15 protein-coding genes are annotated in these 19293 nt (G+C 66.0%); 3 read left to right on the forward strand and 12 right to left on the reverse strand.

Annotated elements, in window-relative coordinates:
• Positions 1-8: 8 nt before the first annotated feature.
• The 7 genes from GGR90_RS05990 to GGR90_RS06020 form a co-directional block, all read right to left on the reverse strand.
• Positions 9-695 (reverse strand): nitroreductase, encoded by a 687-nt coding sequence (locus tag GGR90_RS05990; protein WP_167920202.1) that lies wholly within the window; start codon positions 693-695, stop codon positions 9-11.
• Entirely contained in the window at positions 682-1548 is an 867-nt protein-coding gene (locus GGR90_RS05995) for an RDD family protein (protein WP_167920204.1), read from the reverse strand. The genes GGR90_RS05990 and GGR90_RS05995 overlap by 14 nt, the downstream gene beginning before the upstream one ends.
• The gene (locus tag GGR90_RS06000) at positions 1545-2594 is read right to left on the reverse strand and encodes a stage II sporulation protein M (protein WP_167920206.1); all 1050 of its coding nucleotides are present in this window, start codon (positions 2592-2594) and stop codon (positions 1545-1547) included. Before GGR90_RS06000 ends, GGR90_RS05995 begins: the two co-directional genes overlap by 4 nt.
• A complete protein-coding gene (locus GGR90_RS06005) occupies positions 2594-3910 on the reverse strand; it encodes a DUF58 domain-containing protein (protein WP_167920208.1) in 1317 nt (438 codons plus the stop codon). The genes GGR90_RS06000 and GGR90_RS06005 overlap by 1 nt, the downstream gene beginning before the upstream one ends.
• Positions 3907-4776, reverse strand: coding sequence for an AAA family ATPase (locus tag GGR90_RS06010; protein WP_209023631.1), 870 nt, complete (start codon positions 4774-4776; stop codon positions 3907-3909). The genes GGR90_RS06005 and GGR90_RS06010 overlap by 4 nt, the downstream gene beginning before the upstream one ends.
• Before the next feature lie 97 nt (positions 4777-4873).
• Positions 4874-6112, reverse strand: a complete 1239-nt coding sequence (locus GGR90_RS06015; protein WP_167920212.1) for a DUF4350 domain-containing protein — start codon at positions 6110-6112, stop codon at positions 4874-4876.
• Positions 6109-6825, reverse strand: coding sequence for a DUF4129 domain-containing protein (locus GGR90_RS06020; protein ID WP_245198409.1), 717 nt, complete (start codon positions 6823-6825; stop codon positions 6109-6111). Before GGR90_RS06020 ends, GGR90_RS06015 begins: the two co-directional genes overlap by 4 nt.
• Positions 6826-7012: 187 nt before the next feature.
• Here GGR90_RS06020 and GGR90_RS06025 point away from each other — a divergent pair, with 187 nt between their 5' ends.
• Positions 7013-9214, forward strand: a complete 2202-nt coding sequence (locus GGR90_RS06025) for a thiamine pyrophosphate-dependent enzyme (RefSeq protein ID WP_167920216.1) — start codon at positions 7013-7015, stop codon at positions 9212-9214.
• A complete protein-coding gene (locus GGR90_RS06030) occupies positions 9211-10260 on the forward strand; it encodes an ACP S-malonyltransferase (RefSeq protein ID WP_167920218.1) in 1050 nt (349 codons plus the stop codon). Before GGR90_RS06025 ends, GGR90_RS06030 begins: the two co-directional genes overlap by 4 nt.
• Before the next feature lie 184 nt (positions 10261-10444).
• Here the strand turns inward: GGR90_RS06030 and GGR90_RS06035 are convergent, their stop codons facing one another.
• The 5 genes from GGR90_RS06035 to GGR90_RS06055 all read right to left on the reverse strand — a co-directional run bounded on the left by GGR90_RS06035 (position 10445) and on the right by GGR90_RS06055 (position 18013).
• Complete coding sequence (locus tag GGR90_RS06035) at positions 10445-11098, reverse strand: response regulator transcription factor (RefSeq protein WP_342449896.1); 654 nt, start codon at positions 11096-11098, stop codon at positions 10445-10447.
• A 95-nt stretch (positions 11099-11193) separates the two neighbouring features.
• Positions 11194-12036 (reverse strand): 5-dehydro-4-deoxy-D-glucuronate isomerase, encoded by an 843-nt coding sequence (kduI, locus tag GGR90_RS06040; RefSeq protein WP_167920220.1) that lies wholly within the window; start codon positions 12034-12036, stop codon positions 11194-11196.
• Between the two features lie 106 nt (positions 12037-12142).
• Positions 12143-14299: a CehA/McbA family metallohydrolase domain-containing protein gene (locus tag GGR90_RS06045; RefSeq protein WP_167920222.1), complete on the reverse strand. Its 2157-nt coding sequence runs from the start codon at positions 14297-14299 to the stop codon at positions 12143-12145.
• Between the two features lie 76 nt (positions 14300-14375).
• Positions 14376-17072, reverse strand: coding sequence for a TonB-dependent receptor (locus GGR90_RS06050; RefSeq protein WP_167920224.1), 2697 nt, complete (start codon positions 17070-17072; stop codon positions 14376-14378).
• A gap of 167 nt (positions 17073-17239) precedes the next feature.
• Positions 17240-18013: a FadR/GntR family transcriptional regulator gene (locus GGR90_RS06055; RefSeq protein WP_342449897.1), complete on the reverse strand. Its 774-nt coding sequence runs from the start codon at positions 18011-18013 to the stop codon at positions 17240-17242.
• A 256-nt stretch (positions 18014-18269) separates the two neighbouring features.
• Here GGR90_RS06055 and GGR90_RS06060 point away from each other — a divergent pair, with 256 nt between their 5' ends.
• A complete protein-coding gene (locus GGR90_RS06060; protein WP_167920228.1) occupies positions 18270-19184 on the forward strand; it encodes a DUF4861 family protein in 915 nt (304 codons plus the stop codon).
• The last annotated feature ends 109 nt before the right edge of the window (positions 19185-19293 follow it).

Consider the following 19293-nt stretch of genomic DNA (forward strand, 5'->3'; position numbering starts at 1 on the left):
TTTCATCCTCAAAACCCCTGCCAATCAATCACTTCACCCAGCGGGGCGCGCGGCACCGGCCACCGGTTCACCGCCGCGCCCTCGTCGGCATAGCCGATCGCGAGCCCGGTGAACAAAATCTGCCCGTCGTCCAGCCCCAGCGTGCGCCGGACGGTCTCACCATACATCGCCCAGCATTCCTGCGGGCAGCTGGCGAGGCCATGTTCGACGAGCAGCAGCATCACCGACTGCAGCCACATGCCCATGTCCGACCATTGCGGCGGCCCCATGATGCGCGAGCAATGGAGGAAAAGCATCACCGGTGCGTCGAAACCCCGGTAATTGTCCATGAACCGAGCGAGCCGCCCCCGCTTGTCCTCGCGCGGGATGCCAAGCGACGCGTACAGCGCCTCGCCGACCCCGAAACGGCGGTCGGTCCAGGGTTCGGTCAGTTCGCGGGGGTAGATGTCATATTCGGGCTGCTGCCCTTCGCGCCCCATCGCGATCCGCGCGGCGACTTCATCCTTCACCGCCTGCCAGGGTTCGCCGGTCAGCACCGTCACCTGCCAGGGCTGAAGGTTGCCGCCCGATGGCGCGCGCTGCGCCGCCGCGAAAATCTCTTTCAGCAGCGCCGGATCGACCGGCTGGCCCGTAAAGGCGCGCACCGATCGGCGCTTGTGCAGAGCTTCGGTAACGCTTCGATCAGTCGCTGGCATATTTATCCTCTCGCCGCTTGCCGAACAGCAATTTGCGTTCGAGCCGGGCTTTCAGCTGGCGGTAATAGGAAAGCAGGAAGACGTCATCCTCTTCGGCGATCGCGCGCCCGATCTTGGCGCGGATCGCGTCGGCGACCTCGCGCATCGCGCGCGGATCGCGGCCGCGGAGCACCTGTTCGAGTTCCTGCAGCTCGAAAATGCCATAGACGGCGAGTTCGGTCTCAGTGAAGAGCATCGCATCACCGGCGGCATCGACAGCGATATCGGCGTCGAGTTTCACGCGCTGCGCCATCACCACCCAGGTTCCCGCGATCAGGTCGCCCATCCGCATCCGGTCGCGGTTGAACAGCAGGAAGAGGCTGAGCGTCAGCGACCAGAGCACGCCCGCGAGCATGATCCAGCCCGAGACCATATCCTCGGACGCGCCCGCGCCGAGCATCATCAGCGGCAGGAACAGCTCAAGCTCGCGGATCAGATTGCGCGCGACCACCGCGTCGGCGGTGAGCCGGCCGCCATCGCGCGCGACGACACGGATACCCATCAGCCTTTTGCCTGGCGTCGCGGCGCGCTGGCCGAGCTCGAAGCCGACGAACCAGAAGGTGCGCAACACGAAGGCGCCGAGCATCCACACGACGACGGTGACGTCGGACCGCGAGGCGAGCCCGACCCACAGCATGAACAGCGAAAAGAGGAACAGCGCCAGCGCGATCAGTATCAGGTCGACGAGCAGCGCGCCGAAGCGCAGCCCCGCGCTCGCGATCCTGAGTTCGAGGTCGACACCCTCGGGCGTCACGAACGGGCGGATCTTCTTCGCTTTCGCGGCGCGCTGTTTGGCGTTGGCGGCGGCGGTCATGTCACATCCTCGCGCCGCGGGATGTAATAATAGGCGAGCCAGAAGAGCAGCATCAGCGTGCCGATCGCATAGCGGAGCATCGTGTCGGCGATGAGCTGACGCCCGAAACCTTCGAGCAGCCCGGCGGCGAACAGCATCAGGATCACGCCGACCATCACCTTGCCCGCCGTTCGCCCCGCCGCCGACGCCGCCTGCAACCGCCCGCGCGCGCCGGGAAAGACGACCGCGGTGCCGATGCGAAGGCCCGCGGCGCCCGACAAAGCGGCGGCGAACAATTCGGTGGTGCCGTGGATGAACAGCCAGCCGCCGAAATCGAAGCCGAGCCCCTTGGCGGAAAAGACCGCCATCATCGCGCCGAGCCCGATCCCCTGATAATATTCGAGCATCAGCGTCGGCACGCCGAAGGCGAAGCCGAGCGCGAAGGACAGGATCGACACGCGGCTGTTGTGCGTGAACAAATAGGTCGCAAAGACGTGGAGCCCGCTTTCGCCCTTCTCCGCCGCTGCCTTGCCATGCCCCAGCGTCGTTTGCAGATATTCGGCGGTCGCGCGCGGGTCGCGCCCCCCCGACATCTCCTCGTCGACGAAGTTGAAATACCATTCGGGGTTGCTCGATACGAGCGAATAGCTGGTCAGCGCGCCGAGCAGGATGACCAGCGCGATGATCAGCGTCTCCTTCCACACCGACCGCACCGCGGCGGGCCAGTCATAGAGGAAAAAGCGGCGGAGACGGTTCCAGCGGCTTTCGCGCACCCCATAGACGAGGAAATAGCCGCGGATCGACAGCGCCTCGAGATGATCCAGCAACGCCTTGTCGAGGCTCGTCGCGCGCGCGATCGACAGCGACGACAGCGTCGCGCGATAGAGCAGGGGAAGCTGAAGCAGCTCGTCGCTGGTCAGCGCCTTCGCGCCCTTCTTCTCGAGCTTGGTCAGCAAAAAGTCGAAGGCGATCCAGTCGGCCTCGCGCTCGGCGCGAAAACGGCTGGTCGAGAAGTTCGGCGCGTCGATCGTGCGGGTGGGGATGGCAGTCGGGATCACAAACTGCATCATAGGCTACCTTGGCGCTTGATGCCGAGATAGGCCTCGACCGCGCTCGCCCCCATCGCGTCCGCGGGAACTTCGATTACATCCGCGCCCAAACGCTGGAGCCGTGCGATCACCAGCTGCCGGTCGCGCAGCATCGCCGCGGCGACGTTCGACCGCGTCACGTCGGCGCCGGTCTCGGGCCGCCGCCGTTCTTCGCTCTCGACCTCCTCGTCGCGGATCACGACGAAGAGCAGACGATGCTTCTGCGCCAGCCGCCCGGCGGCGCGGATCATCAGGTCGGCGCTCGTCGCGTCGGTGAATTCGGTGAAAAGGATGATCAGCGAACGGCGGTTGAGCTGCGCGCTGAGCGTCGTCAGCGCGAGGGTGAAATTGCTCTCGACATGGGCATAGTCGATCAGGCTCGCGGCGCGCTGCAGCGCCGGGAAATCCTGCGTGTGCATATAGGCCGGGGTCAGCGTCTGCGGCTTCGCGGCGAAGGAGAAGAAGCTGATCCGGTCGTTCAGTTTCAACCCGACATAGGCGAGCAGCAGCGCCGCCGACACCGCGCGGTCGACGCGCGGCATGCCGCCGACCGGCTCCGCCATCGTCCGCCCGCTGTCGATCGCGAGGACGACGCGGTTGTCGCGTTCGACGCGATATTCCTTGGCGAGCAATTTGACGTGGCGCGCCGAGGCGTTCCAGTCGATCGCGCGCCGATCCATCCCCGGCTGATATTCGGCGAGCGATTCAAACTCGGCGCCTTCACCGCGAAAACGCTGCTGGCGGAGGCCGAACCAGCTGTTGCGCTGAAAGAGCCGGCTGCCCTCATCGGTCACCGCGCGCAGGCTCGGCACGACGTTGATCATGCCGTCGATCGGAAATTTTCGCTGTTTCCAGACGAGCCCGAGCGGCCCCGCCCAGCGGACCCACAATGCCTCGATTTGCGCCTGCCCGCGCCGCGATGCGGTGAGCGCGAGCGTGCGGACGAGCGTGTCGCCCGTGCCGACGCGGCGCATATCGCCCGCAAGCCGCCCGCCTTCGGCGAGCCGTTCGTCGAGCGCGAGCGCGAGTTCGGCGCGCGGCGGGACACCGCGGCCGCTTGCGGTGAGCAACAGGTCAAAGGGATCGCCGACCCCGACCTGATGCGGGAAACGCGCGTCGAGCATCAAGTGACGCGGATTCGCGCCGGCGACGGTGTCGAGGATCAGGCAGCCGATGATCACGCCGATCCAGCCAGGCGCGACCAGCCACAACTCGGGCCGGATCAGCCCGAGCGCGAGCGCCATCGGCGCGCCCGCGAGCAACAAGTAGATCGCGCGCCGCGTCGGGTAGATCACCGCGGCACCTCTTCGCGTTCGAGCAGCGCCGCGACGACCTGTTCGACATTGCGTCCCTCGATCTCGGCGGCGGCCGACAGGATGACGCGGTGGCGAAGCACCCCGGCGGCGAGGCGCTGGATGTCGTCGGGAATCACATAGTCACGTCCGTCGAGCGCCGCCGCCGCGCACGCCGCGCGTGCCAGCAAGGTCGCGGCGCGCGGGCTGGCGCCACATTCAAGGTCGGCGCTCTCGCGCGTCGCGCGCACCAGCCGGACGATATAGTCGACGATCTCTTCGGCGAGCCGCACGGTCGCGATGATGTCGATCGCTTCGCCGATCCCCGTGGCGTCGGCGACCTGCGTCACCCCGAAATCGCCGACCGCGGGGCTTTTGAAGCGCCCGCCATGGTCGGCGACGATCCGCCGTTCCTCGTCGGCGTCGGGATAATCGACGACCAGCTTGAACAGGAAACGGTCGAGCTGCGCTTCGGGCAGCGGATAGACACCCTGCTGCTCGATCGGATTCTGCGTCGCGAGCACGGTGAAGCGCGGGCTCATCACATGCGACTCGCCGCCCACCGTGACGCGTCGTTCCTGCATCGCCTCGAGCAGCGCGGCCTGTGTCTTCGGCGGAGTGCGGTTGATTTCGTCGGCGAGCAACAGCTCGGTGAAGATCGGCCCCTTGGTGAGGGTGAAGCTCGACGTCTGGAAGTTGAACAGGTTCGACCCCAAAATGTCGCCGGGCATCAGGTCGGGGGTGAACTGGATGCGCCCGAAATCGAGCCCCGTCGCGCGCGCGAACGCTTGCGCGAGCAGCGTCTTCGCCGTCCCCGGCGGCCCTTCGAGCAGGACGTGCCCGCCCGCGAGCAGCGCGATCGTTACCATGCGCGTCAGCGGCCCCTGTCCGAACACGGCCTTGGCGACCTCGCCCTCGATCGCGGCACCGAGCGCCTGGACGCTTTCGACCCCTTTGCCGACGGGATTAGCTGTCACGGAGTAGATCCTTCCTGATGTCGTGCAGTGCCTGTGCGTCCGCAACGAATTCGTGGGTGTTGCGCGCGAGCGGCAGGCGCCGCGCGAGCGAAGAGAAAAGGTCGCCGCCGCCGCGCAGATGCTTGTCGATCCATACGGCGGTTTCGGCATCGTCGAGCCCTGCGGGCGCGTGCAAGCGTCTTGCGATCGCGGTGCGTTGGCTCTTCACATAGGCGTCGGCGCCATCGAGTTCGCGCCGCGCCTGCCGGATCAGATCGGCGCTGTTCGCGATCAGCGCCGCCTTCGAAACCGGGATCGCGCGGCCGGGCTTCAGCGCCGGGCCGAAGCGCATCCACGCCTGCCACAGCGCCAGCAGTCCCGCCGCGAGCAGGCAGAGCGTGATGCCGATGAAGGGCGGGACGAAGGCGAAGCGGAGCAGCGAACGCTGACCGCCGAAGCCGTTGAGTGTCACGTCGAAGGCGAGCCCGTCGGCATCGGCATAGTCGGCGACGGCGTCGATCAGCATCGCGCCGCCGACCGCCCCGTCGCGCGAGGCGAAGGCGAGGTTGTTGATGAGGTCGGGGTCGGCAAGAATGTAAAGATCGCGGTCGCCGACCTGCGCCAGCACCGCGCCGCCGCCCGGCCCGGCAATCAGCGTTTCGAGATTGTCGCCCGAAATCGTCTGGACATTGCCGGGCAACCAAGCGGTGAAGCTGTGCCCGGCAAGCCGCGCTGGCACCTGTTGCGCCTTGCTCGGCGCAGCCTCGATCGCGACCTTTCCGAAATGCGCGGGCGGCAGCATCGCGACCGGCGGGCGGGCGGGAAAACCGACACTGACCCAACCCGGCTTCTGCGTCTGGCCCGGCACGGCCATCGTCTGCCATTTGGGCAGCACGATCAGAGCAGGCCCCCGACGCCCGGCGTCGAGCAGTTCGGCGATCTCGGGCGCACGGGTGCGGTGCGTCGGGGTCAGCACCAGCAGCGGCTCATATTCCTCATAGCGCGTCGTCTCGACGCGGCGGCGAAGCTCGACCTCGGCGCCCGCCCGCTCGGCAAGGTCGACGATCCCGGCATAGCCCGGCGCCGCCTTCGACAGCGCATGGCCGCCGCCGTCGTTGCCGCTGCTGAGCTGCGGACCGAGGGCGATGAGCGCCCATAGCGCGATGAAGGCGATCACGCCGATCGCGACGACACCGACGATCAACCGCGGGTTGAAGCCATGATCGTTGGCGGCGGCGGCGTCGCTCATGCGCGCGCCCAATTCTTCGGCACCGTCAGCTCGGCATAGGCGGCGCGGCATTGCTCCCACGCCCTCGCATCAATCGACCGCCCGCCGAACAGGCTGATCTCGACCGCGCGCGCGATGCGGCTGAACGCGCCGCGCGCGGCCGGCGGCAAGTCGTGCGCCTCGGCAAGGTCGCGCGAGGTCATGGCAGGTTTGACGAGACCCGGACGTCTGCCCTCGATGTCCTCGACGCTGCGATAGAGCAATAGATGCGCGGCTTCGGCAAAGCGCCCCTCGGCGGCAAGCGCATCGGCCTCGGCGAGCAGCGCGCGCGCCGCCCCAGCCTCGGCTTTTCCAATATGGTCGTCGGCGTCTTCATCGCCGCGTTTGCGGCCGAAGCGCAGATTATCGACCCACCGCGCAAAGGCGGGGACGAAATGATAGAGGAGGAACAGCAGGATGAGCGCGACCGCCACCCACATCAGCGGCTTCGCCGCGGGCGCGCTCCATTCGAAGAAATTGCCGATCGCGTTGAAGAGCGACTTCAGCCACTCGGGTGTCGGAGGCGGCGGCGGCGGTGGCGGCGGAAAGGCGGTCTGGATCTCGCCGCCGGCGATCGTCTGGCTATAGCCCGGATCGACGAGTTCGGGATCGAGCAGCCAGCCCCCGCCCCTGTCGGCGCTCAATGCGTCGGCGCTCGATGTGTCGGCAGCGGCCGACGCCTGGGCGATCCACATGGATATCATGTTGAAAAGATGATCTCGCCCCGCTCGGTCATTGCCGATCTTGGTAGCGCGAGCGTGCGCGAGAAGGCAAGAGAGGAGGGCAAGAGATGCTTGCGCGCCGGACTGCCCCGTTCTAGCGCGCGGCAAAACGGCCCTGTGGTTACGATTGCAACCAAAGGCCGCGCGACAGGAGAGACAGGTGGACGCGGCGCAGGCGGTACATGAAAAATTCCTCGCGGCACTGGCAGGGGGCGTTCTGCCCGATCGCGCCGACACGCCCGACCCCGCCGCCGCCGGCCTGTCGCGCGCCGAAGCGACCGATATCTTCCTGTCGCAGTTGACCAGCCGCCAGATGGACCGGCTGTCGCGCCATCTGCAGGCGCGGGGCGAGGGGTTCTATACGATCGGCTCGTCGGGGCATGAGGGCAATGCCGCGGTCGCGGCGGCGCTGCGCGTCACCGACATGGCGTTCCTCCACTATCGCTCGAACGCCTTTCAGCTTCATCGGTCGCGCCAGCTTCCCGGCGGTACCCCGACGTGGGACATGCTGCTGAGCTTCGCCGCCTCGTCCGAAGATCCGATCTCGGGCGGGCGGCATAAGGTGATCGGGTCGAAGCCGCTCAATATCCCGCCGCAAACCTCGACGATCGCCTCGCATCTGCCCAAGGCGGTCGGCGCGGCTTTCTCGATCGGAATCGCGCGCCGGCTCGGCATGACCGGGCTGCCGCTGCCCGATGATGCTGTCGTGCTGACGAGCTTCGGCGACGCCTCGGCAAACCATTCGACCGCGCAGGGCGCCTTCAACACCGCGGGCTGGGCGGCGTTCCAGGGCTCACCGATGCCGCTCATTTTCCTCTGCGAAGACAATGGTATCGGCATTTCGACGCGCACGCCGACGGGCTGGATCGAGGCGCAATTCCGCCACCGCGCGGGGCTGCACTATATCAAATGCGACGGCACCGACCTCGTCTCGGCCTATGCCGGCGCCGCCGAGGCGGCCGAGTATGCGCGGCGCACCCGCAAGCCGGTTTTCCTGCACATGGCGACGGTGCGTCTCTATGGTCACGCCGGGTCGGACGTGCAGGGCGCGTACCTCCCTAAGGCGCTGATCGAGGCCGACGAGGCGCGCGACCCGCTGCTCGCGGGTGCCGCGCTGATGACCGAACATGGCTGGATGAGCGCGGGCGAGATCGCCGAAGCCTATGAGGAGATCGGCGCGACCTTGGCGCGGCAGGCGGAGGCGGCGATCCAGCGGCCCAAAATCACCACTCCGAAGCATGTGATGGACAGCCTGATCCCGCCGAAACGCGAGGTGGCGCGGCCTAACACCCCGACCGACGAAGACCGCAAGGCGATGTTCGGCAGCGATGCCGGCGCGATGGACAAACCCCAGCATATGGCGCGGCTTTTGAGCTGGGCGCTCGCCGATCTGATGCTCACGCATAAGGAAATCGCCGTCATGGGCGAGGATGTCGGGCCAAAGGGCGGCGTCTACAATGTCACCGCCAAGCTTCATCAGCGTTTCGGATCGGCGCGCGTCGTCAACACCCTGCTCGACGAACAGGCGATTCTCGGGCTCGCGATCGGCATGGCGCATAACGGCTTCCTGCCGATGCCCGAAATCCAGTTCCTCGCCTATGTCCACAATGCCGAAGACCAGATTCGCGGCGAGGCGGCGACGCTCAGCTTCTTCTCCGACGGGCAATTTACCAACCCGATGGTGCTGCGCATCGCCGGGCTCGGGTACCAGAAGGGCTTCGGCGGCCATTTCCACAACGACAACAGCCTCGCCGTCTTCCGCGACATTCCGGGCGTGATCCTCGCGGTGCCGTCGAACGGGCGCGATGCGACCCAGATGCTGCGCGAATGCGTGCGGCTCGCGCGCGAGGAGCAGCGCGTGATCGTCTTCGTCGAGCCGATCGCGCTTTATATGACGCGCGACCTCCACGAAGAAGGCGACGGCCTGTGGACCAGCGTCTATGAAGCGCCCGGCGACGGCACGCCGATCCACTTCGGCGACGTCGGGGTGCATGGGCAGGGCACCGACCTCGCGATCGTCACCTACGGCAACGGTTATTATCTCTCGCGGCAGGCCGAGAAGCTGCTTGCAGCCGACGGCGTGAAGGCGCGCGTGATCGACCTGCGCTGGCTCGGTCCGGTCGACGAGGACAAGCTTGTCGCCGCGGTGGGTGACGCCAAACGCATCCTGATCGTCGACGAATGCCGCATCACCGGATCGCAGAGCGAGGCGCTGATGGCGACTTTCGTCGAGCGCACGCCGGTCAAGAAGCTGAAGCGTATCGCCGCCGACGACAGCTTCATCCCCTTGGGCCGCGCTGCGACGCTGACCTTGCCGAGCCGCGATTCGATCTATGCGGCCGCCAGCGAGCTGCTGACATGAGCGCGCGCAAGACCGCGCTGGTCGTCGCGCCGGGGCGCGGTACCTATGGTAAGGGCGAGCTAGGCAGCATCGCGCGGCTGCACGGCGCGCACTTTGGCGACCTTATCGCGAATTTCGATGCGCAGCGCCGCGACCGCAGTCAGCCGACCGTCACCGAACTCGACGGCGCCGACCGCTTCAGCGTCGCGACGCATATGCGCGGCGACGTCGCGGCGCCGCTGATCTACACCGCGACCGCGCTCGACTATCTGAGTATCGACCGCGACAAATATGACGTGGTCGCCGCCCTCGGCAATTCAATGGGCTGGTACAGCGCGCTGGCGCTCGGCGGGGCGGTTTCGGTTGAGGACGGCTTCCGCATATCGAACGCGATGGGCCTCAACAGCCAGACGCACGGCCCCGGCGGACAGATATTGCTGCAAGTCGTCGACGAGGATTGGCGCCCGGTTCCGGGCCTCCGCGCCGCGCTGCTCGATCTCGTCGCCGCGATCGACGCGCGGCCCGATCACGCCCTCGCGCTCTCGATCGACCTTGCCGGAATGCTGGTGCTTGCCGGCAATGAGGAGGGCCTCGCCGCGCTGCTTGCCGAAGCGCCGGCGACGCCGGGGCGCGACCCCCTACGCCTCGCCGGTCACGGTCCCTTCCACACGCCCCTGATGTTCGGCAGTTCGGACAAGGCGAAAGCCGAACTGCCCGCCTCGCTGTTCGGCCGTCCCGCGCTGCCTCTCGTTGATGGCCGCGGCCATATCTGGCGCCGCTTCTCCAGCGATCCTGCCGAGATTGGAGATTACAGCTTCGGCCACCAGATCCTCGCGCCCTATGATTTCGCCCTCTCGGTGGAGGTGGCGGTCAAGGAGTTCGCCCCCGACGTGATCATCCTGCCCGGCCCCGGCGACACGCTCGGCGGCGCGATCGCGCAATCGCTGATCGGCATCGGCTGGCGGGGCCTTGCTGGCAAGGCGGATTTCATGGCGCGGCAGGCGTCGGACCCGATCCTCCTATCGATGGGCCGCGCCGATCAGCGCGCGCTTGTCGTCCAGTCATAGACGCCGGACAACATAGGGCCGGCAGAGAGGAACGTCTCTGCCGGCCCTGTTGTTTGCCCGGGATCAGGTGGGGTTGACCCCGGGCGGATGAACGGCAGCGCCAATGGGGACCAACTCAAGGGCGGTAGACCGTTCATTTTCCTTATAGGCGCACCGCGCGGTGCTTGGCCGGGTTCCCGCGCGATCATGCACCGAAACGGACCCGATCAACCGGCGCGGCGCGCGCATGTTCGGCGGTGAACTGCAACCGCAGCAGTTCGGCGACATTGCCCGCGCCTGCGCGTCGCATGATATTCGCGCGGTGTACTTCGACCGTGCGCGGACTGAGCGCGAGTTGCCGCGCGATCGCCTTGTTGCCGAGCCCGGCGGCAATCGCGTCCAATATGTCGCGCTCGCGCGGGGTCAGCGCCGCCAATCGCGCCTCGGCCTCGCGGCGCCGGACGAACGCGCCTTGCGCCGCGCGCCAGTCGACAAGTGCGATATCGATCGTGCGCCGGACGAGGCGCGGATCGAGCGGCGCGGGCAGCAAATCCCGCGCGCCGCCGCGCAGAATGGCGCGCGATTCGGCGATGCTGAGCTGCTCGGCGGCGACGAAGGCAAAAATGGCGGGATGCCGGGCGATCCGCTCGAGCAGCGCCGCGCCGTCGGTCCGCCCCGGCTGGCGCCAGCGAAAGAGCAGGATAGCGCACAGATCGCCGCCCTCCGCCTCGATCCATGCGTCCGCGCTCGCAAAGCTGCGCACGACCCGCTCGCCTCCCGCCGCAAGCGCACGAAAACACGCCGCCCGTTCGACGGGATCGGGCAGGATCAGATGGATATGGCCCCCGCTTTCGGTCACGCTGCGATGCTGCGCCCCGAGTAACCGGACGGACAGCGCGAAAGGGTCGAAGGCGGCGCCATTTCGGCGCGTTTTCTGGAAAATTCGAGGGCAATTTAGCGGAGCTGGCAGATGTCGAGGAGGTTCATGTCGTCATAGTCCTGATTCTCCCCGGCCATCACCCAGATGAATGCGTAGGCGCTGGTTCCCACGCCCATGTGGATCGACCAGGGCGGGGAAATCACCGCCTCGCCATTCGCCATGACGATATGGCGGGTGGCGTCGCCCTGCCCCATGAAGTGCATCACCCGGCCTTGCTCGGGATCGTCGAGATCGAAATAGAAATACACCTCGCTCCGGCGTTCATGCACGTGCGGCGGCATCGTGTTCCACACGCTTCCCGGCTTGAGGATCGTGAGGCCCATCGCCAGTTGCGCGCTGTCGCACACGCCCGGGATGACGAGCTGGTGGATCGTCCGGTCGTTGGCCGTCTCCAGGCTGCCGCGCTCGAGCATCTTCGCGTTGGCGAGCGGCAGTTTGCGCGTGTCGAAGGCGCGATGGGCGGGGGATGAAGCCAGATAGAAACGCGCGCCATCGCCGGAGAAGGCGACGTCTTTCGCACCCATCGTGACGTACAGGCTGTCTTTCGCGCCCAGCGTGAACGGCTCGCCATCGACGGTCACGGTGCCTTCGGCGCGCCCGACATTGACGATGCCCAGTTCGCGCCGCTCGAGGAACGGGTGGCCGGCGGCCGAAGCGGGCTCCGATTGATCGGGCAGCCGGACGCTCCCGCTCTCGACCAGCACCCCGCCGATCGCCAGCCGATCGGCATGCGTATAGTTGAGCACGCATTGGTTCGGGCGGAACAAATTCTGAATAAGATAGCGGTCGCGCAGTTCATCATTGGACACGCACGCCATCATGTCCGGATGGGTGGCGTAATAGGTTCGATCGAACATGACTGCTCCGAAAAAAGACCGGGCGGGCGGCGCCGCCCGGGTCAAAAGGGCCGCGTGCAGCCGTCAGAGCGCGAAGCGCCGACGACCGCACGGGCAGGGGGGAGGGCTATTTCGTTTTCCGGAAGACCGGCGGCGTGAACGCACCGTTCGTCGCGACGTCCCACACCTCGATGCGCGCCCATTTGCGGCCGCTGAGGTCGACGCGCTTCTCGATCGTGCGGCTTCCGAAGGGGGCGGCGCCGGTCAGGTCGATGCGATCGCGATAGACCTTGCTGCCATCGCCGCTGACGATCTCGGCGAAGGCGGGCGGGAAGGTCCATTCGATCTTCGCGCGCACCACGCTATTGCGTCCGAACGCGGCTTCGTCGCCGCTCTTGGCGCCGCCGATCGTGAATTCGGGAATCAGCACTTCGCCGGTGGTGGTGAAGAACTTGCCGCCGCGCAGCGCGTCGAGCACGCTCTGCCAGCCATCGGAATAGCGCGGCAATGGCCCGTCGAGTTTGAGATAGTTGATGTTCATATGCGCATAGAGTTCGCTCTCGTCGGAGATCTGGAACACGTCGACCTCGCCGGGGGCGAACTTGCGCTCGGACGGTTTCGTCGCCCAGTTGTTCATGTCGTCGAGCGTGTCGAGCACCCGCCAGCCGAGGCGCGGCTGCGAATAGTCCACCGGCATATTCTTCCACGCACCGCCGAGGAAGCGGTCGCTCTTGAAGAAGGCGGTGTCCTTGTGCTTGTCGGGGAAGCCCGTCGATCCCTTGATCCGCGGGTGCGCGGTCCACATCAGGCCGTTCTCGTCCTGCATCAGCTTCAGGACGTCCGCCTGCGAACCGACATGATAGATTTTGCCGAGCTTGGGATCATTTTCGACGAAGGGCTGCCCCTCCTTGCGGTCGAGCGTCCAATAGACCGGCTTGGGAAAGAAGCTGATCCAGTGCCCGCCGAGATGGGCGTTGGGCTCCTCGCCGGGAAGCAGCAGCAGCTTGTCGTCGGATAGCCGCGCGGTCTCGGCGTGCATCGTCTTGAGCAAGGTCAGCCGGTCGCCGGCACGATCGAGCGCCTCGCGCCCGAGGTGAAGCTCGGCGAGGTGGACGATCTCGACGTTCATATCCTTGAAGCGCTTGACGAAATCCGGGGACTCGAGCCCGTCGGGAACGCCCGTCGATTGCTGGAAGCGCTGCGTATTCAGAAAGTCTTCGGTGTGCTCGACATGATAATGGCTGGTGAAAGTGCGGTGCCCGTCGAGCGCCTTGAAGCGGTCGCCGCGCGTATAGGCGAGTGCGGCCTTGGTGACGCTCGCGGCATCGCCGCTGTCGGGCAGCAGGAACACGCCCATGTCTTGCGTCGTGCCTGGCGGCGCGTTGACCCACGGCACATAGCGCCGATCGCCCTCGAGCGTCTGGCGCACGCCGAAACTCGTGCGGCCGTCGAGGTTGCGATAGTCATTGCCGTACCAGGCCGAATTGTCGTTGTTGGCGTAGTCGAGCGGGTAGTAGAATTGGTGCGGCGGCGGGACTACGCCCAGCGAACCGCCTGCGGCGCCCTCGGCAACGATCATGCGTGCGCGCACCTTGGGGGACACCGCGGGCGTGCGCGAAGCATCGCCTTCCTTGCGCACCATCGCGTCGCTGGTGTCGGTGAAGGCGATCGAGCGCCACGGCAAGGCGGCCGAGGACGCGACGCTGAGGCCGGCATCGAAGGTGTAGGCGGTGGCATCGCGCTGCGTCGTCATCACCATCGCCGCACGCACCAGCCGCGAGCCCGGATAGATGGTGAATTCATAGGCGCCGGAGAACGGCCCGGCCGCCGCGCCGCCGACGATCACTTTGGTATAACCGCCCTCCGCGCGCACGCTGATGTCGCTGCGCGACAAGGTCAGCGGGAAGCTTTCGAACGGACGCTTGCGGGGGTTGTCGAAAAAGATCGTCCAGCCCTGCTTGAGGTCGCGGGTGCCGACGGTGACGACACCGGCCGGATCGACGCCGCCGAGCACCGTCTTGCCGGCGATGGAGATCGCCTGGATCAGCGGCTTGCCGGGATCGCGCGACAGGACGAGCTGCGCGCGCTCGCCCTGCGCGGAGGGCCAGTCGACCGTCACCGAGTCCTGCGTGCGTGCGACGCGCACGTCGCCTGGGAGCGTCTGGCCGGACTCGCCCAGAGCCGTGGCCGGCGCCTGCGCATATGCCGCGCCGGCGATTACGGAGCTTCCGATCGTCAGAGCTGTTGCCAGCCCGAGCACCGTAAATATTCTCTTCCTGTTCAAGCCATCCTCCTTTTTCATCGTTCGGGTGCGTCGCCGGCCCGCGTCGTCCGCCGCGGGCCGGGCACCCATTTCATGCTCAGAAGTTAAAGCGCACCCCGAGCGAGTAGGTCGTGTCGTCGTTACGTACTTCACGAACGAAATCCTCGCGCGTTTCGAAGTTGCGCGTCTTTTGACCCAAGATGTTCGTGCCGGCGAAGCTGACCGTGATACCCGGCGCGACGTCGTAATTCAGGCCGAAATCGAGCCGTCCCGCGGCGCGGATGCCGTTGCGCCCGACGGGGATCGAAACCGGACGGAGCGAGAGGCCGTTGGTGATGTCGCCGTCGAAATAGCTGGAGCGATAGGTATAGATCGCCCGCGCCGAGATCCCGTATTTTTCATAGATCAGGCCGATGTTGTAATTATATTTGGAGACGCCGAGCAGCGGCAGGCCCTGAAGCCGGTCGCCGGGGGTCGTCACCTCGCTGTCGATGACCGTGAAGTTTCCGATCACGCCCGCGCCGTCGAGACCTTCGGGAAGGAAATCGAGGAACAGCTGGCCGCCGACTTCGACGCCCTTGATCTTGGCCGAACCCAGGTTGCGGGGGGTCGAAATCACATATTGCAGGCCGTCTATCGTGCGCACCTCGGTCCCGTTGATGATCCGGTCCGTGATGTCGCGATAGAAAGCGACCGCCGAGACATAGTTGCTGCGGCCGAAATAATATTCGAGCGACGCATCGAAGCTGTCGGCCTTTTGCGGACGGAGGTCGGGGTTGCCGCCCGATCCGGAATTCTGGATCGTGTTGACGTAGGAAACGACATAGCTGAGGCCGGGATTGAGCTGGCCGAAGCTGGGCCGCGACAGCGTCTTCGAATAGTTGAAACGCGACTGGAGACCGCCGCCGAACTCGATGCGCGCACTGGCATTGGGCAGCAGATCGGTGTCGCTGGTCGAACGCCGGACCAGCACGACGCGCGACGTGCCCGTCGCCGGATCGGTCACGCGGCCCGAACCCGCAATCTCACGGTCGGTGCGGGTCAGGCGGGCGCCGACCATGCCGTCGATCGAGATCGCATCGGTCAGCGCGAATTTATAACCCGCTTGCAGGAAGCCGGCGTAGCTCTTTTCCTGCGCGTCATAGTCGCGCGTCGGGTCGAACCCCGGCGTGTCCGGCGAGATGCCGTACAGGGTCCTGAGCTGCCGCTTGATCGATTCCTGTGTCAGATATTCGGGGTCGAGCTGCAGGAAGGACGCGCCGTCGTTCATCTGCGGAACGCCGGGGGCCTGCGAAAGAATATCGCCGGGAAGGCCGGCGCCGTCCAGCGGCGTCACGAACGAACCGCCCGGGGCCGGCGGGCCGCCGAGATACTGTTCGAATCCCGCCTTGCGCTTCGCGACGCGAACGCCGGCCTGAATATAGTCGAGGAACCCGCCAAAGTCATATTTGGCGTCGCTCATCACGGCCCACAAAGTGCCCCGGCTGCGGTTGATATTTTCGCTCATGCCGTTGGCGAACGCCAGGCCCGCCGGATCGTTCATGGGGTTGCCGGGCATCGTCGCCTGAACCTCGTGATCGACGTCGCGGACCAGAACCAGTTCGTCGATGCGCTTGCCGATGTCGACGCGGAAGCTGTCGTTCCGATTGGTCGAGGATTCATAGGAGATGTCGGTGTTCCAGGTGAGCGCGCCGATCTCCTTGTTGAAGCCGGTGGCGATCACAAAGATGTCGGTGCGCGACTGGTTGGCGACCGTTGCGGTATAATATTCGATATTGCGCGCGGTATAGCCGGTCGCGTTGCAGAGCTCGCGGATCGTGCCCGTACCCGTCGGATTGGCCGGGCTCTGCACATTCCCCGAATAATAGCCGTCGGGGTTCACCGCGAAATCCTCGCAGCTATCGCCGGCGGTCGCTTCGAGCGAGGTGCCGGTGAAGGCGCGGAAGGTCGGGCGCGCCTGGAAGACGTCGCCGCGATAACCCGCGAACAGACCCTCGAGATAGATTGTGGTGTCGCTGTCAGGCGCCCATTCAAGCGAGAAATTGGCCTGAGGGCGCTCATATTTGCCGAACTCGATGGCAGCGGCGAAGCCGGTGGGTGCATGCAGATTCTGGGGCGAGCCGGCGGGGCCGGCGCTGGTGGCGCGCGTCCAGTCGTTCCAGGCAACCGGCCGGGCATATTCGTTGCGCTGGTAGGAAACCCCGACCATCGCGGCGATCTCGCCCTCACCCGCGGACCAGCGGTTGGCGACGAGCAGGCTCAGCGCCGGATTGAGCGTGTTCTTCGAACCGGCTTCCTGCAGATAGGTCGCGCGCGCGCTGCCGGCGATCGTCAGTTCCTTGAAGTCGAGCGCACGGCGCAGGCGCAAATTGACGCCGCCGGCCACGCCGCCTTCGAGCCGCTCGGCCGAACTGGACTTGTAGACATCGACGCCCGCGAGCGCTTCGGCGGGCAGGTCCTGAAACGAGAAGCCGCGGCCGACGCCGGTGAAGATCTCGCGCCCGTTGAGCGTGGTGACAATGTCGTCGAGGCCGCGGATACGCGCGCCGACGATCTCGTTGTTGCCGCCGACGACCACCTGCACGCCGGGCACGCGCTGGAGCGCCGACGCCGTGGTGAGGTCGGGAAGCTTGCCGATATCCTCGGCGACGATCGAATCGACCACGGCGGTCGACTCGCGCTTGATCTCGGCGGCGCGCGAAAGGCTCTGGCGGATGCCGGTGACGACGATGTCGCCCTCCTGCGCCTCGCTTGCGGTCGGAACGGCGGGTGGCGCGGTTTGCGCAATTGCCATGGGCGCACCACTTGCGAGTGCGATCAGCGCCACGGAGGCGCGAAGACTGACCTTCAATGGACCTCTCCTATAAGACATCATACAAGTTTGACAGATTGATCTTATTATTCTGCCGGGCGTAGTGGGGCGCCTGAATTGTTCGTCAGGTCTGTCGTGTTGGTCTGGTTTCAGCCCGTCGGGCTGTTGGACGACATGAAGTCGTGAAGTTCGCGATGCCGCTTGAGGCTGCCGCTCATATGCGTTCGCGCGGCAACCCGCGCGGCGTCGGGATCACGGCGGATGATGGCCTCGAGGATCGCCTCATGCTCCGCGCTGATCACCGCCTTGTAGCTGTCGCCGATATAGGCCTGGCCTTGCCGCAGATAGAGCGAGCGCGGCGGAACGAGGCGGACGCCAAGGAAATCTATCAGTTTGGCGTAATAGCTGTTCTTGCTCGCGCGGGCGATGGCGTTGTGGAACTCGACATCGGCCTTGACCGAATCCTCGAGGCCGACCGCGGCTTCGCCCAGAATCCTGATCTGCTGACGCATATTCATCACGTCGAGCTCGCTGCGCCGTTCGGCGGCGAGCGCCGCCATCTCGGTTTCGACGCAGAGCCGCAGTTCGAGCAGCTGGATCACGTCGCTGAGATTCTCAACCTCGTCGCGCGTGATCTGGAACGCCTGATAGCGCGCGGTTTCGCTGACGAAGAGACCTTTTCCCTGGCGGGCCTCGACCAATCCCGCCGCGGCGAGGCGGGCGATCGCTTCGCGAATCACCGTCCGGCTCACGCCCAACAAGTCGACGAATTCCGCTTCGGTAGGGAGCTGGGCGCCGGGCCGATGCACGCCCGACATGATGCTGGTGCGGATATGCTCGCACGCGGCATCGACGAGGGACGGCCGCCGCTTGCGAAGCGCCAGCCTGTCGTCATGCACAGCGTCGGTGCCGCTTTGCCTCACGCGCCCATCCTCCCGTTGCCGACGCATGAGCGCCGTACCCGCTTGTGTGTAACGATTATAAGTCATATGACAACTTAAATAATTTCTTTTGATTTTAAAATATGGTCGATCAGGCATGCGAGCCATGGCCGCAAGGGCGCCACGCCGTGGTAGAGCGTCAATATGGTGGGGTCGCAGCACGATGAGACCGGCCGACACAGGGAGAGATAGAATGCGGACTTCGACCATCAGGAAGAGCCGACGCGCCCCGGTAACGATGGCGTTCTTATGTGCGGTGACCGCAGCGATGTCCGCCGCGGCACAACCTGCCGAAACGCCGGACATGCCAGCGGTGGCGGGGTCGCTGCCGCCGCCACCCGACCGGAAAGCTCAGGCCGCGGTCGTGCGTGCGGACTATCGCTACGACGATCTGCTTTGGGAGAATGATCGCACCGCGCACCGGATTTACGGCCACGCGCTCGAAGCGGCGGAACCGCCATCGGGTTCGGGGATCGATTCGTGGGGCAAGAATGTCCGCTGGCCCTTCGCCGATCGTCAGCTGCGCAGCGGCGACCAGCATAGCTATCGCGGCGAAGGCCTCGATTTCTACAACGTCGGTTCGACGCGCGGCGCCGGCGGGCTCGGCATCTGGCACGACAACAAGCTGTGGACGTCGCGCAATTACGTCCGCCACCAAATCCTGTCCGCAAGCGGGAAAGCCGCCGATTTCACTGTCGATTACGCGCCCTGGCCCGTCGATGTGGATCGCAAGGTGTGGGAGACGCGCCGCTTCACGCTTCCGCTCGATACGCATTTCACCCGCATGGTCTCGACGATCGCGTCCGACAGCGACGAACCGCTCCTCGTCGGCATTGGCATCGGCAAGCGGACGACGGGGTCCGGCGCCGGCGAACTGACGGTCGACCGGGCGAAAGGACTGCTCTCGTGGTGGGGGCCCGCCGACAGCGACCATGGCCGGATGGCGATCGCGATCCGGGTCGATCCCGCGATGATCGCCGAGATACGCAGCGACGCGGACAATCATCTCGTCCTGCTGCGCGTCGTGCCCGGCAAGCCGTTCGTCTATTTTTCGGGATCGGCCTGGGACAAGGGCCAGGGCGGCTTTCGCACGCGCCAATCGTGGGACGCCTATGCGGCGGGCGAAAAGCTGGACTTCACAGTGCCAAAATGACCTGGTTGCCCGCTCGGGCCGCCCCCGAGTAACGAGCGATCATTGCCCATGTGCGCCAAATGCACATCTCCTCTTCGCTCTATGCACGGAACCAAAGCCCCTCCCCATG

The sequence above is a fragment of the Sphingopyxis italica genome (assembly GCF_011926545.1).
GTDB classification, from domain to species: Bacteria; Pseudomonadota; Alphaproteobacteria; order Sphingomonadales; family Sphingomonadaceae; genus Sphingopyxis; species Sphingopyxis italica.

Bases quoted from the DNA above. Each gene is read 5' to 3' on its own strand.
- GGR90_RS05990 (WP_167920202.1), bottom strand. From the start codon at position 695: ATGCCAGCGACTGATCGAAGCGTTACCGAAGCTCTGCACAAGCGCCGA.
- kduI (WP_167920220.1), bottom strand. From the start codon at position 12,036: ATGTTCGATCGAACCTATTACGCCACCCATCCGGACATGATGGCGTGC.
- GGR90_RS06030 (WP_167920218.1), top strand. From the start codon at position 9,211: ATGAGCGCGCGCAAGACCGCGCTGGTCGTCGCGCCGGGGCGCGGTACC.
- GGR90_RS05995 (WP_167920204.1), bottom strand. From the start codon at position 1,548: ATGACCGCCGCCGCCAACGCCAAACAGCGCGCCGCGAAAGCGAAGAAG.
- GGR90_RS06000 (WP_167920206.1), bottom strand. From the start codon at position 2,594: ATGCAGTTTGTGATCCCGACTGCCATCCCCACCCGCACGATCGACGCG.
- GGR90_RS06020 (WP_245198409.1), bottom strand. From the start codon at position 6,825: ATGTGGATCGCCCAGGCGTCGGCCGCTGCCGACACATCGAGCGCCGAC.
- GGR90_RS06060 (WP_167920228.1), top strand. From the start codon at position 18,270: ATGGCGTTCTTATGTGCGGTGACCGCAGCGATGTCCGCCGCGGCACAA.
- GGR90_RS06050 (WP_167920224.1), bottom strand. From the start codon at position 17,072: ATGGCAATTGCGCAAACCGCGCCACCCGCCGTTCCGACCGCAAGCGAG.
- GGR90_RS06015 (WP_167920212.1), bottom strand. From the start codon at position 6,112: ATGAGCGACGCCGCCGCCGCCAACGATCATGGCTTCAACCCGCGGTTG.
- GGR90_RS06010 (WP_209023631.1), bottom strand. From the start codon at position 4,776: ATGGTAACGATCGCGCTGCTCGCGGGCGGGCACGTCCTGCTCGAAGGG.